The 14,354-nt window shown below is 48.2% G+C and carries 10 protein-coding genes; 6 read left to right on the top strand and 4 right to left on the bottom strand.

The window, feature by feature from the left end; all coding sequences use genetic code 11:
- Positions 1 to 474 precede the first annotated feature (474 nt).
- From IM500_RS21095 to IM500_RS21080, 4 genes are read right to left on the bottom strand one after another with little or no spacing between them, the layout of a single operon-like run.
- Complete coding sequence (locus IM500_RS21095; protein ID WP_287739483.1) at positions 475 to 3,006, bottom strand: formylglycine-generating enzyme family protein; 2,532 nt, start codon at positions 3,004 to 3,006, stop codon at positions 475 to 477.
- 8 nt (positions 3,007 to 3,014) lie between these two features.
- Positions 3,015 to 4,106, bottom strand: coding sequence for an AAA family ATPase (locus IM500_RS21090; RefSeq protein ID WP_287739482.1), 1,092 nt, complete (start codon positions 4,104 to 4,106; stop codon positions 3,015 to 3,017).
- Complete coding sequence (locus IM500_RS21085; RefSeq protein WP_287739481.1) at positions 4,096 to 5,961, bottom strand: caspase family protein; 1,866 nt, start codon at positions 5,959 to 5,961, stop codon at positions 4,096 to 4,098. The genes IM500_RS21090 and IM500_RS21085 overlap by 11 nt, the downstream gene beginning before the upstream one ends.
- 11 nt (positions 5,962 to 5,972) lie before the next feature.
- The gene (locus tag IM500_RS21080) at positions 5,973 to 6,827 is read right to left on the bottom strand and encodes a hypothetical protein (protein ID WP_287739480.1); all 855 of its coding nucleotides are present in this window, start codon (positions 6,825 to 6,827) and stop codon (positions 5,973 to 5,975) included.
- 357 nt (positions 6,828 to 7,184) lie between these two features.
- On the opposite strand from IM500_RS21080, the gene IM500_RS21075 reads away from it, so the two are divergent.
- The 6 genes from IM500_RS21075 (at position 7,185) to IM500_RS21050 (ending at position 14,225) form a co-directional block, all read left to right on the top strand.
- Positions 7,185 to 7,490 (top strand): PIN domain-containing protein, encoded by a 306-nt coding sequence (locus IM500_RS21075; protein ID WP_341275522.1) that lies wholly within the window; start codon positions 7,185 to 7,187, stop codon positions 7,488 to 7,490.
- Positions 7,491 to 7,842: 352 nt separating this feature from the next.
- Positions 7,843 to 8,193, top strand: coding sequence for a hypothetical protein (locus IM500_RS21070; protein WP_287739479.1), 351 nt, complete (start codon positions 7,843 to 7,845; stop codon positions 8,191 to 8,193).
- Positions 8,194 to 8,294: 101 nt separating this feature from the next.
- Positions 8,295 to 11,597 carry a protein-glutamine glutaminase family protein gene (locus IM500_RS21065; RefSeq protein ID WP_287739478.1) on the top strand — a complete coding sequence of 1,101 codons (3,303 nt, stop codon included), beginning with the start codon at positions 8,295 to 8,297 and terminating at the stop codon, positions 11,595 to 11,597.
- Between the two features lie 206 nt (positions 11,598 to 11,803).
- Entirely contained in the window at positions 11,804 to 12,616 is an 813-nt protein-coding gene (locus tag IM500_RS21060) for a C1 family peptidase (protein WP_287739477.1), read from the top strand.
- Between the two features lie 126 nt (positions 12,617 to 12,742).
- Positions 12,743 to 13,225 (top strand): protease inhibitor I42 family protein, encoded by a 483-nt coding sequence (locus IM500_RS21055; RefSeq protein ID WP_287739476.1) that lies wholly within the window; start codon positions 12,743 to 12,745, stop codon positions 13,223 to 13,225.
- 43 nt (positions 13,226 to 13,268) lie between these two features.
- Positions 13,269 to 14,225 carry a DUF2278 family protein gene (locus IM500_RS21050; protein WP_287739475.1) on the top strand — a complete coding sequence of 319 codons (957 nt, stop codon included), beginning with the start codon at positions 13,269 to 13,271 and terminating at the stop codon, positions 14,223 to 14,225.
- Positions 14,226 to 14,354: the final 129 nt, after the last annotated feature.

The following is a 14,354-nucleotide window of genomic DNA, read 5'->3' as shown; positions in this document are numbered from 1 at the left end:
AGATACCCCCGCCTATCGGCACCCCCCTTATCAAGGGAGATACCCCCGCCTATCGGCACCCCCCTTATCAAGGGGGGCAGGGGGGATCGGCACCACCCTTATTAAGGGGGGACTAAGGGTAGGGTTGATTCATGAATCAACCCTACTATGAATCAACCCTAGTACTAAGGGACTTGCGCTTTGATAATTACCTTTTGGGCGAACGCAGTTCGCCCCTACATTGTGGACAAAATCCGTTACTGTAGGGGCGCAAAGCTTGCGCCCTCCGATCGATTGGGATATTATTCCCACGCAAGTCCCTAAGGGGGGATCGAACCTAAAATCCATTTTTAATTTAATTATAACCAGCTACTTATCCACCCCCAAACCCCAGGTAATTGACCACCCCTAAACTAATACTCTTGTACTATAGCCTGCCCAAAAAAATTCCAGAAAAGGGAATGAGGGAAAAAAGGGAAAAAAAGGGGAAAAGGGTTACAGGGTCCTCCCAGCACCGCACACCACCCGAAAACCGAGATTGTCGACGCGGACGTCGCGGCGGCGGAGGAAGTTGTAGCGAAACGCGGAACGGCAGTGATTAGGATAGAAGCCCCAGGAACCGCCCCGCAATACACAATATCGGTTATCTGTCAAGAGTTCATTTATACTATTTAATAAGTTTTGATAACGATTATCAATATTTTTTTCGTCCCAAACGCTCCCGTCTGTGGGCGGTGCACCTTGATAATCACCGTGCCACGGATCTAAACAGCACTCCCAAACATTCCCGTGCATATCGTACAGCCCAAAGGCGTTGGGGGGATAGGAGCGGACGGGGGTGGTTTTATTTGGGGATTGTTTCGGCTTTTCTTGTTGATAGACCGTTGAACTATCGTAATTCGCCAGTTCTCCCGTGATCGTCTCGCCAAAGTGGAAGGGGGTGGTTGTTCCCGCTCTACAAGCGTATTCCCACTCGGCCTCGCTCGGTAAACGGTAATTTTTTCCCGTGTGACGGGACAGACGGGCGCAGAATTCGATCGCATCGTACCAACTCACGCGCTCGACGGGGTTGTTATCGCTTTCCTTAAAACCCGCGGGGTCTAGATCGAGGTTTTTTCCCTCCCTCGGTAGGTGGGCCACGAACCGCCATTGCGCCCGGGTAATCGGAGTCTGGCTCAGGTAGAAGGCACTGACGCTCACGGGGTGTTGGGGTTTTTGAGACTTGTCATCGTTCTTTTCTCCCGGTGAACCCATCAGGAATTCGCCCCCCGGGATAGCAACCATAGTCAGGGGTTCGATTCCCTCCCCTAGGGGTTCCTCGTAGTAGTAGGCCTCCAGGGGTTCTCTTTTGGTAATTTCTCCCCGTTTATCGACGTATAGGGTCTCGAAGGTGAATTTTAGGAGTTTTTCCGGGGTCAAGATTTCCTGTTTTCGCTGCCTCACTCTCTCCTCGATGTTTTGGGCGATAGCGGCGTACTCTCCCCCCCAAGTGCGGAGAACAGCCGCGTCCACCTCAGCGAAATAGAGAGAGCGATCGCTGACTGCATCCTCTAGAGAACCCTGTGGATTGGGGATTAGAGCCGAAAAATCGCGAAATTCACCGTAATGGTCGCGAATATAATCGCCGATGCCGCGCCAAATATCGATCGTGCGCCGGTTGGCACTATCTGCCAACAGTAGCTGACGAATGCCGGGGTAAAAATCGTACCAAGCATCCGGAACCGTCGCTCCCTCCGGACTAAAGGTAGATTTTTCGACCAGTCCGCTAAAAAAGACCTCCGCTAGATGCCAATGTTTACTATCGGGTAAAAATCGCCGCTGTGCCAATCGCATCACTGGAGGAATCAGGGGAACGGCCGCCAGCACTTTAGCCAGTTCTCGGGCCAAGGGACTAGCATCGATTAAAAAGCCTCTCAATAACTCTTCCGGGGATTCCGCTTCCGGAGCGGCTGCCTCTTCTTCTCCGGTTTCACCCATATTCACCCCCGCAGTCGTTGCTCCCATTAAAACCCCCTGAATGGAGTTACCACCACTCCCAGCGATAAATTTCGCCCAGGTTGCAAAGTGAGCGGGGGATAAATTGAAAATAGGGAACCGATAGAGAATCTGCTTCGTGCGGAGTCTTTCCCCCACTTGCAGTGTTACGTTGGCAGAAGCGGGACCCGGTGCAATCAAAGGCCGGAGGATTGCTCCCTCTAAAGCGGTTCGTTGCCATAGCTCCTGCGGGAAAATGTGAGCAATGGTGACGGGGTGTTCTTTTCCCAGATCCGCTAGGGTGGCGAAGGCAGACCCCGATCGCCAAGCTTTCCCCAAAGTATCGGTTAGGACGATAAAAAGTCGGTTTCCAGAGGGTGCAACCAGACTGCGAGGGTTCCGTTCGATTTGCCCGGCACCGGAAAGCAAACGAGCTTCATTTTCACCCGTCTCGAACCACCAAACCCGCACATCCCTAAAAAAGCCTTGCCAACGGAAGAGAGTGGTCATTCCCCCCGCTAGATCTCCCCAAAATTCCATCGGGGGAGAGCGATCGATCAACAGGTGAACCTCTAACCAACGTTCTAGGGGGGGTCGGAAAGCGAGCATCGGTAATCCCCCCGCTTCGGCCGTCCGTTCCACTGTAACCTCGATATCCAACTCGTCGGCCCGTAATCCAGGCACGCGACGCGCTAGGGGGAGAATTGCCTTACTGATGGCGGTGGGTTCGGGTATCGGAAAGGGATCGGGGACGCGAACGGGAGAAGAACGATCGCTCTCGACCGAATCGCGCTTCCGGGAGGTCTGCGTCGGGCGATCGATGTTTTCGGGATAGGCAACGGGGAGCGTTGACTCGATCGCTCCGGGGGGAGGGGTTTCTTCACCGCTGCCGGATGACCGGTTATCCTCCTGATCATTAGATGAGGTTGCTTCTGACTGTCCGGGCTGCTCGATCGACCAAGGCGCGATAATTCGATCGAGGTAAGCAGCGCACCAGATCAGTTCTGCCATTTCCCTCTCGTCTTCCCACCAGATGGCTTTCTTCCCTTCCATCTCTCCCCCTACCCTTGCAAGGATTTAAAGATGGTGTCTAGCAGCGATTCGCGATCGGTGGCGGTGAGGTCGTTTCCCTGTAGTAACAGATAGACCGCGTTGAGCAGTTGATCGGTGGCTAGTTTGTCTTTGCGTTTAATTCGATCGAGAAATTTCCGGATTAGTTCTCTGGCCGGTTTTTCCAATTGATTCAGGCTCTCCGGGGGGAAACGTTGCTCTAGTATCCGATAGAAATCATCCTCGTTATTGGGTTGTTCGAGTCTTAAACGCAAACATCGACGCAGGAAAGCGGGGGGAAACTCCCGGGCCTCGTTACTGGTCATGAATACTAGGGGGAACTCCTGACAAGACACACAACCTCGATCGATCGGGATTTTTTCCTCGCTGTCGTCCTGTTGACCGCGATAGGGAAGAACGGATTGGTCGCCGGTTTTTAATCGTGTCAATTCTGGGATCTCAAAAAATCCCTCCTCGAAAATATGGAGGAGATCGTTAGGCATATCGATATCGCTTTTATCGATCTCATCAATTAGCAGCACCGCCGGTCGTCCTGGAAGGGATCGATAAAAAGCCATCCCCATGGGACCTAATCTTAGATAGCTGCCGATATCTGGTTCCTCGTACTTTCCCCCCTCTCCCACTTTCTGTCTTTGTAGGGAAGCTTCCTGTAACCGTCCGATCGCATCGTAGGCATAAAGACCCTCTTTAAGGGTGGTGCGGGAAACGATCGACCAACGGTAGGGGCCGGGTAGTCCCAATTCCCGGGCAACTGCGTAGGCCAGGGAAGTCTTGCCGGCGCCGGGGTTGCCCTCGATCAGTAGGGGACGACGCAAACAGAGGGCAGCATTCACCAATTCCACCGCTTTCTTATCCGCGACGAATCCTAAAGCCCTAGGGTCGATTTTTCCCTGTTTGGGCGGTATTTTCTGCGATTTTGTCCATGCTTCCGGGGACAGGCTAAAACTGCGCCAAGGGGGTGGCGGTGGGATGCGATCGAGGTGTTTTCTTTGTTCTTTGGGTGTGGGTAAACTATCGGCACTCAGGGTCAACCCCCGATAGATGCGAAGGTCTTCTGCTTCGGTAACTGGTTTATTGGCCATTGGATTCCACCACTCTCGTGTTTAGAGGTCTTGGTCTCGGGGAGGGTTTGGGGTATAGATCGTCCCAGAAAAGGGCGATTTTTCGCTCGTTTCTGCGTAATTCTTTGATATTATCGGGCCAGTTTTTCCATTCCGAGGGTTTTAGATCGTTATCTGTCATCGGTTGGTTGGCGTTTCGACTCCAGACGGCGATCGGCAGGGATTCCACGATATATTCCAGATCGGCGATCGATGGTTCGGTTCCGATGTAGTAATGTTTCTGGTCAAGATCGCTATTATTTTCCCATAAAGCTCTCTTGATCTCCTCGATCTCGTCGCGTATCTCTCGGAAATCTTCATCGAAATAGCGATCGAAGGAGTTAATAAAAACAGGATACTCGTATCCTAGGGATCTCCACATTGTACCCCGCTTAAATTGAAATTCTTCCAGAGGGTATTTTAAAACTTTTATTGGCAGAAAAATTTCGAGATTTAGCTTTACTTTGTTCGGCAAACTATAACGAGCTTTGCGAATTAAATTAGTGAGAAATGTCTGACTTTCTGGACAAGATTCTATTTCGCTATTTAATTCAATTTTTTCGTTTTCAGCAAATCTTCCTAAGGGGCGATGTTGACTTTTAATCCAAAGATTCATTCTTAAGTGAAATGAGTTGAACACCCTTCCAGTATTATTATCTTTATCGAGATCCTGTTCTATTTCAATTTGAAGTCTCAGTTCTTCTCGATTAATACGTTCCTTGAATTTTTCCCACGACTGCCTGACTTCATTTTGTATTTTATCTAAATCCGCATTTTCTCGATACTTAATAACCCTAGACTGCCAAGCTTCGATAGCATCAATCGACGGTTTAATCCTATCTTCTTCTAATTCTAATAACCTAGTTCGACACCAATCGGAACAAGCTATGAGAGGACAGATACCCTCTATAACCGGCTTGTTTGATAATTTTTTTAATTGTTTTTTAAGTTCTAGATCGTCCAAAATAAACTCTTCTAAAAATTTACTATTCAATAAAAATGAATTGATAAAAAGTAAATTTTTTGATAAATGTTTTTTAAATTCATTCAATAATTCTTCTGTGAATTCAAGGCGTTTTTCTTCCCAAGTTCGTATGGTTTTAGGAATAACTGGAAAAAATTTTGCTTCTCCCTGAGATCCCGTCAGGTCATGTATAACCTCTTGTTGCATTGAGTCGGGAATTTTTTCATTAACTTTGCCTACAATTTCATCGGGGGAAATATATCGATTACGAGAATGTTCACAAAAATCTTTCAAAACTGCTGCCAACACGGTAGAGAATACACTCTCTTTAGCGGTTTGTTTGGCACGACAAGCGGCGATCGTGTGAACGGCAATACTTTTTTCTTTGCTCGATCGATATATCCCGATCGAGCCAGCAGCGAATTTTGTAACGTCCACCGCTCCCATTTGGGAGTAACAGGTATCGATAATATACAGGATCTGCGCTATCCGAACCCCATCATTATTGAGAGGACGAACTAAATCTTCGGTCGATAGAGCCGTTTGTCCAATTAGGTTAGGATCAGTATCCTCCAGTAAAAGATAATGTCTATCCCCCAGTATATACTCGCCGTGACCGGAATAATAAAAAATGACAATATCGGTTTCACGGCGATTTTGTTGAAGCCATTGAGCAAATTTGAGGGTAATTTCATCTTTTTTCGGATTAATATCTAAATCGGTTAACACTCGCTGGTATCCAAAATCACGAGTAAACAGATCGATTACCCGTTCTAAATCCGTCTCGACGCTGGGTAATTGCTCGTCAGGGTCTAAGTTCTTGTAATCCTTTGTCCCACAAGCGATTAGATAATACTTGATTTCTTCATCCATATCATTGCCCATCAATCGATTAACCCCGATCGAATCGCTTCCCCAGTTTCAACCGCCGTCAGATACCTTTTGGCATCGTGAGCCTCGCAACCATTATAAACTAGCTTATCCTCGATAGTTCCCTCAAATAAAGAGTTGAGTTGCTTTGTCAACGCCACCACATCGCCATCGTCTGCGATATTTACCCATCTTTCCACATTTCCGGGCCAGCGCCCCAGGTTATTGCGGGGGGATGGTTGCAGTCGATCGAAAATTAATTGTCTTATCCCCAAAGGAGAACCGAGAGTGACAAAGACTTTAATCGGCCATTCTGGATGCTGACATAAAGTTTCGTAACAGACGATCGAACCGAGAGAATGAGCTACAAGTACCCGCGTATCTTCTTCATTGATACATTCTATTACTCGCTCTTGAATCTGCTGTTTTAGCTCTCGATTGTGTAAATAGCCCCCTACTTGCTTAAGATAAGAAATAACCAATTTCTCGGCAATGCTACCGAAAAACCGAGATTCACTTAACCCCGACAAAGCTCTCTGGATAATTTTCGGGGTAGATTTTTCTCTCAAAAGGCTATCTGCATTGGGATGATTATTTTCCACTCGTTCCGTTTCTTGCCACCACGACTGGAGTAATTCTCTTTCCCAATCGGAATCGATATCATTAACATCGTAGTTCGGGATGCCGATCGCTTTCGATTTTCCTCGAAAAATATCTCCGTAAAACGCACAACGAAAATCGGTATCGGACTCTAACTCGGTTCCCGCGAGTTCTAATCCATCCTTGAGACTTGGCAACCACTCAGCAGAAATCGTGTGGCTACCCCTAAATTCTTGCGCGATACCGTGAACACCGACAATTTTAGCCATGATCCTCCAGTTACAGGGCTTTCCTATCCCTGTTAATTTTCAATTTTAAGATGAAAAGTTAAAACTGATCAAATTTTTATTGTAGGATTTAGGAACAAATAATGTCGATTCCGATCAGACTTTATTATCTCAATTAGCCAGAACTTAGACAGAGGTGGATGAGATGAATTTTTTACAAAATACAGAAGCCTTTCGAGCAGTTGAGGAAAGTTTGTGGAGCTAAGACCGATTCTACTGGATACCAACGCTTACACCGCTTTTAAACGTAATATTTCGGAAGCAGTTGAGATTATTAGGAACACGCCTTGAATCGGTTTAAATAGTGTAATTTTAGAGGAATTATATGGTGGTTTTGAGTTGGTTTCTAGAGAGGAATATAACCGAAGAGAACTTAAGCAATTTTTGGAAATATCCAAAATTAACCGTTTTGCGAACGCAAAGCGCTCGCTACGCGAGATCGATTGCAATACCGCCGAATATTACGCTAGAGTTTATTATTACTTGAGGAAAAAGGGCAATCCGATTCCCACTAACCATATGTGGATCGCGGCGATGGCTCTACAATATAATCTGGCTTTATTTAGCTATGACAAGCATTTTCATGCGGTCGATGGGTTGATAACGGGAAATAGCAGCGCCGATTTTGCGATTATTCGATCTTAAGAGAATTGCTTCGGCTCGGTATAGCTGAAAGTGTAGCTTCAAGGGATACCAGGAAGCCAAAAGAAAGAATCGAACTTATCAAAAACTATTTGAGAGGGAGTCCTTAACCTTTGTTAAAAATAAGTGAGTGGACAGACTCGGAAAAATTAAGTTTTGAAAATTTGACAGCGCTTTACTATACTTTCACTTTACCCTAGAAGAAGAGCATCAAAAAGTCAAAAAATATACATGAAGACGGTTAAAAAGGAGGGAATAAACCAATGAACTCATCCCCAGAAAAAAGCTTTTTAAGTAGGAATTGAAAGAGCGGCGGACAGGATGAGTAGTTTGAAAGATTGAGAGGAAAAATACCATGACGACAACCGTTCAACGCTTAAGCCAACTAAATTTTGCATCCCTATCACCAGCGGGGGGATTGTTCCCGTCGCCGATCGCCTGGGAAGACCAAGCGTTCTATTTCTTGATGCTCGATCGCTTCTCCGATGGTCGTGAAAATGGGTACAAGGACAACGAGGGGAATTTAGTCCGGAGCGGGACAACCCCAGCCTACAGTCCCGCTGGTGCGGAAAATGCCGTGAAAACAGAGGCGGATGCGGATCGAACAGCGCGGAGCGGGATTCAAATATGTGGGAGGGACGCTCAAGGGGTTAGAGAGCAAAATCGGCTATCTGAAATGATTGGGGGTGACGGCACTCTGGATTAGCCCTACTTTTAAACAGGTTCGGTTTCAGGAAACCTATCACAGCTACGGCACAGGTGTGAGAACCGCTATAGAACAATCAACTACATACGGAGGAACTAAAAATGTCTAATTCTAATGCACTGATAGATAAGATCAGGAAACTGTCTCCATCTGGGGAAATTCTGAGATCCCTTCCATACCAAGAATCACAGGTTATGACGGTGAACTTTGAAGGCGATCGAGTAGGTCTTTTAGACCTAAGCTATCCCCCTGCGACGGTTTGGGCACGAATGGTTGATTACCTTCAGAGAAATAACAGGCCAGTCTATGTAGAAATCGATTCTGAGACAAATATCATCACAAAATTATGTGTTCCCGAAGCTGCCAAGGTTTGGCGAATAAATGAAAGTGAAGAAGCTGTTTATGTTACCTTCTATACTTCTCAAGCCCGCCACTATCTGCCGCGCAATCATCCGGATTTTCAGAAGATGTTGAATGCACTTCAAGCAGCACTGGCGAACGATGCTGCCATTCTGGTTACATCAACCCAGCAAAACTTTGAAATTATCGATGTCCGACCGCTCCCTCAATCCTTTGGCATTGATCGCCCTACCGAGCCACCGGCTCCATCCGCCCCCGATCCGCCCGTCACCTGGGATAGGGCAGTCGAACTGTTTAATCTGATGCAAGCGAAATCCTGTGTGCCCTGCTCCTCTACCGATCCCTGCATTCCTTACAAATTCCCCTATGACGGATGCTGGATCAGGGCGCATCTGATGTGCTATCTGATGATAGCAGAGGGAGAAACCCCCGAAAAAATCTGGATTGATTCTGCGGGTTGCAATTTGCTTGCCCCTAGCTCAAATGTGCCTGAGTGCGAAGTGCATTGGTGTTGGCACGTAGCACCGACGTTGATGGTTCAACAACCCAGCGGGCCGGATCTGAAAATGGTCATCGATCCTTCCCTCTGCGATAAACCAGTTACTCCCGACGAATGGCGATTACGCCAGACTGACACCAGTGCAACACTGACACCTTCTCTATGGGAGCAATACGGGCCCGGCGGAGGGACAGCGACGCAAGCTCAAGCCAACAACGACATGGAATTGTACAGGATTCTCTTAGATGGACTATGCCAGGACTATGGACCTTCACCTTATGCTTGTCCGATTGTCAAGTCCTGCCATTTTATCGTTGATCGCAGCACCTTCGGTGAAGACGAGATTGCAGCAATGCTGAAGCCTGGACAGGCGGCAGTGATTAAAGCAGCTTTTTATGTGATTGTCGATGGCTTCTCTGCCCAAGAGCTTGGCATCACATCTGCAACGCTGTTTGGTGTGCCGAACATCAAGCCTGCACTGATGATCGCCCCAAGCATCGCTCAAATGACAGCCGAGGCGGTTGCGCTTGACGTGGAAGACCCAAGCCATCTCAAACGTCGGCAGAGATTAACCTGGACTTATCAGATTAGCTTCACAGGCACCGACGGATTTGTCAACGACGTGGAGGATGTAACACTTACCGCGTCGATCGCAACTGTGTCGAGTAGCGCGACCATCTACCTGATCAAGCAGCCCAATCCCTACGAAGTCGATGGTCCAGTTTCCTGGTTGAGCGGAGATCTGCGGGTGTTCCAAATTAAGGCAGGCGAGTCGCAGTTTGGCAAGACCATGGGGAACGCGCCCGATCAGGCCCCGGACTTCATCGAGCAAGTGATTGCCAACTTGAACAATGGCACCACTGGTGGACAGACCTTTGACGATATCTCCATCGATCAGCAGACATCCAAACTAGAACTCTCCGAAAAAGTTAAAGTCAACGGGAAGCTGACGCCTGTTTTTAACTTTGCGATCGCTCGAGTACACTATCGATCGAAAATCAAAGAGGCGAAAGACGTGCGGGTATTCTTTCGACTTTTCCCAGCCTCGACGACCTCATTGGAATACAACCAGTCAACGACCTACCGTCGCGGCGGAAAAGCTGGCACGATCATCCCGCTCCTGGGAATTGAGGGAGGAATGGCGGGCGGCGAGGTAATCAGTATTCCCTGCTTTGCCGCACCACGAATTGATTCATCGGACCAAACCAAGACCCTGAACGACCAACCTGACCCAGCGAATGTGCAGACGCTTCAACCCGACATAACAGGGACAGAGAGTTACAACTACTTCGGTTGCTGGTTAGACATCAACCAATCGTCCCAACCTCAGTTTCCGTTCCAAGCATCACCGATGGATGGACCCTATCCGGCAGCGGATCGTAAAACAATCTATGAACATATCCGCAACAAGCACCAGTGTCTCGTTGCCGAAATTGCCTTTGATCCCGATCCGATTCCACCCAATGCGACTCCAGGATCCTCTGACAAACTCGCCCAGCGGAATCTCATGATCGTTGAATCCCCAAATCCTGGCAATCTCGCATCCCGCCGCATCCCCAATACCTTTGACATCCGACCGACACGGGCAAATCTTGGTCCCGATGAGATCCCCGACGAATTGATGATTGACTGGGGAAACACTCCGGTCGGAAGCCTTGCAACCCTTTATCTGCCCGGTGTCAGCGTCACCCAGATCCTCGAAATGGCCGTGCAGATGTACAGATCACACCGATTGATTCGAATCGACGATCATACTCTGCGTTGCCCGACGGATGGCATCACCTATATACCCATTCCACTCGGATCGGACACAAATTTAGCCGGGTTGCTGTCAATCGATTTACCCCCAACGGTAAGGCGGGACGAGGTTTTCACGGTAGTTGTCCGGCAAGTGACGAGTACAGGCAAAGAACTTCCGATTGAGCCACGTCTGCAAGACTCGCCGTCGGAAAACCTGGCGATTGTAGAACATTCAAGGAAATGGCGGCGCATCCTTGGCACATTCCAGCTTACGATTCCAGTTCGGACGAAAGAGGAAATGCTCGGACCGGAAGAACGCATATTATCCAATCTCCGCTGGGTTCAGCAGTCCATCCCCGAAAATAACCGTTGGTTCCCTGTTTTCAACCGTTATGTTGAACAGATTGCTAATCGGGTTGACTCGCTCGGTGGCGATTCTAGCCAGGTTGAAGCATCACCGACTGGAGACTGGCAGAAAGTACGGCTCTGCCGAACATTAGCTATCATCTGTGCCGTCTCACTGACAATTTTCATTGTTGCCCTCGGCATAATGACTAATTGGGTAACTGTCGCAGTGATTGCAGTCTTCCTAGCTGCGATCGCCTTAACCTGGGTCATTCAGTGTCAGCCCAATATTTGCATCAGGCTGCGGGTTATTGTGGCGGGTGCGGGCATTGGTGCCTTGATACTGGCAATCTTGGTACTACTTGGAGCATCGTCACCGCAACTTGTACCAGTTCTCTGTGGCGCTGTTGCTCTAACAGCTATCGCAAGTGTGATCGGACGTTCTCGAAAATGTTTCTGAGCTTATTGAGGAAGGCGATCGCTTTTTGAAAGGGCAAGATGCGATCGCCAGAAGTAAACAGGAGGTGAAATTCCCTTGAGCTAATCAACTTGACAACAATGCGATCGCAGTTCCTGAAACAGGAAAGAAGCGATCGTACTTCTGAGATGTCCATGCCACAAAGTAAAAAATTCACATCTTTTTTAGATTGAACAGGAGTTGAAAAAATGACACGCACAAACAAACGTTATGGATGGGTTCCTGACTTACCAGATCATCGAGATCTGCTTTACGCTGCACCCGTTACAGCACTGAGAGCTTTACCAGCCAAGGTCGATCTCCGCCCTAATTGTCCCCACATCTACGATCAAGAACAGTTGGGCAGTTGTACCGCCAATGCCATTGCTGGTGCCCTTGAGTTCGATCAAATGAAGCAGAAATTGACGGATATTTTTACCCCTTCCCGCTTGTTTATTTACTACAACGAACGGGTCATGGAAGGGACTGTGAACGAAGATAGCGGCGCCATGATTCGTGATGGCATTAAAAGCGTTGGCAAGCAAGGCGCTTGTCCAGAGGAAAAAACCAAACAGCATCCCGGACCTGAGGGCATCTGGCCCTACGATCCTGATTATCAGGTCAGGTTTATTAAAAAACCTACCCCAAAATGTTATGAAGTCGCGGCCAAACACCAAGCAATTCTTTACAGCCGCCTAGTGCGAAACCTCAATCAGATGAAGGGATGTTTAGCATCCGGCTATCCCTTCGTCTTTGGGTTCAGTGTTTACGAGAGCTTTGAAAGTCAAGAGGTGAAACAAACAGGTCGCGTCCCCATGCCGTCTCCCAATGAACAATTATTGGGGGGTCATGCCGTGTTAGCCGTCGGTTATGATGATAGCCAACGGCGGTTTATCGTCCGCAACTCCTGGGGGAAAGACTGGGGAATGCAAGGCTACTTTACCATCCCCTATGCTTATCTGTTGGACGATAACCTAGCTGACGATTTCTGGACGATTCGTCAAGTGGAAAATGAACCGTAGGCTATCTCAAAACTCTATCTTGAGGAGATAGGGAAATCTGATTAAATGCGACTGTTTTCGGAGGAGCAGGGGTGATAAAGCTTATCTAACCTGCTTCCCAACTCTCATTTCTAACTCAAAACTTCCATGTTTCAACGCGAATCTACTTTCAAGGATTTGAGCAATTTAAACCTCACTGCTGTACGCTGGATAGCTTTGACCCTGGGGATGATCTTAATCTGTCTCGTAGCTAACCCGGCCCATGCAGCCTGTAATAGTGACAATTCATTAGGAAGGAATTCTGGTATGTCGGAAATTGTCATTTCAGACAGCGATCAGGGGAAAACATTCGAGGTGCAGGCGGGCGATTTAATTGCCATCCGTCTCCCAGAAAACCCCACTACCGGCTATCGTTGGGAAATCAGCGGAGTTGACAATCAGCTTGTCGAGTTCCCCGGTTCAGATTACTCGGTAGCGCCCGGATCTAGTACAGGCGGTGGGGGTACGCGAACCTTCCATTTTAGGGCGAAGTCCACTGGAACGGCTCAGATTCAACTCAGGCGGCGGCGTTCATGGGAACCTGAGACTAGAGCAATTGAGCAGTTCACAGTCAATATTCAGGTTCAGTGATTGAGTCCTACTGCTGATTATCTCAAAAGGAGGTATTGAAAAAATGTCTCTAGCAACCTATGGAGTATTAAAATGTCGGGCTTTGGAACGCAAAATCGATCCCCAGACCGATCCTTCGCCCCATTATCAGGTTTTGGTAAGCGATGGGCAGAAAAAACACCGCATCGCCATCAACGTCAAATCCCAAGAAAGCCCTTCGGATTTGCTGTATCTAGTCAATGATGCCTTTCAGCACCCAATCTTAAATCAGTTAGCGAACTTCAGTTTAGGATTCCACAAACTGGAAAGCCAACCCGGAGGTGTAGCTCTGGATTTTATTCGCGGGAATTTGTTCCGTCCCGAAGACATGAAGCCACTGCCCCCGGACGTTCCCGGACCTGGCAATGACTTAAAGGAATTGATTGACTTGTACGTTCAGCGGGCTATTCAAGCTGAAGATGCGGTTTTGTACGCCTTCGGAGCCTCTTGGGGGCCAGAACCGACCACCCCCGACCAATACTTTGATTTTGTTCCCGGCAGCGGTATTCACGACATCCACATGAATCAGGGCAGTGTGGGCAGATTCCAAAGGGATAACGGCGTTTATCAGGATGGCGCACTGCTGATTCATTTCCCCTCCCGCCACCAATGGATCGGCATCTTTCTTGCCTTCCAGTCCCAATCTTTCCATACCGATGATCGCACGGGCGATGCTATTACAGAGGTTCCAGTTGAGGCAGCCGTAAGGATTCTGGCGGCACTGGTGAATCCCCTGGGAGCAGATCCAGGCAAGGAGTCGGTGACACTGATCAATGTTTCGCCGGATGTTGTCGATCTAAACGGTTGGTCTTTGGCAGACAAGCAGAAGCGCAAGTCTCCTCTACGCGACATCCGCCTCAAAGCAGGGGGCATCGTGACGGTACCATTGGGCGGGGCGGACGCACAACTGTCCAACGAGGGAGGTATCATCACGCTGCTAAATGCTCGGAGCATCAAAGTTCATGGGGTTTCCTATACCTGAACTTCCCCCATACATATATACCATAATAGCCCAAAACCCTTATCCATCAATGGATGTACCCCCTTAACTTTTCTTAATGTACCCATGTAATTTGTAACATTTCTTAATGGACAAGAATTCTCTCTATTT

Origin of the sequence: Microcystis sp. M179S2 (assembly GCF_020245805.1) — a bacterium.
In the GTDB taxonomy this organism is placed as follows: Bacteria; Cyanobacteriota; Cyanobacteriia; order Cyanobacteriales; family Microcystaceae; genus Microcystis; species Microcystis aeruginosa.
Note: the sequence above shows the minus strand (reverse complement) of the source record. Positions and strands in the feature narration are given on the sequence as shown.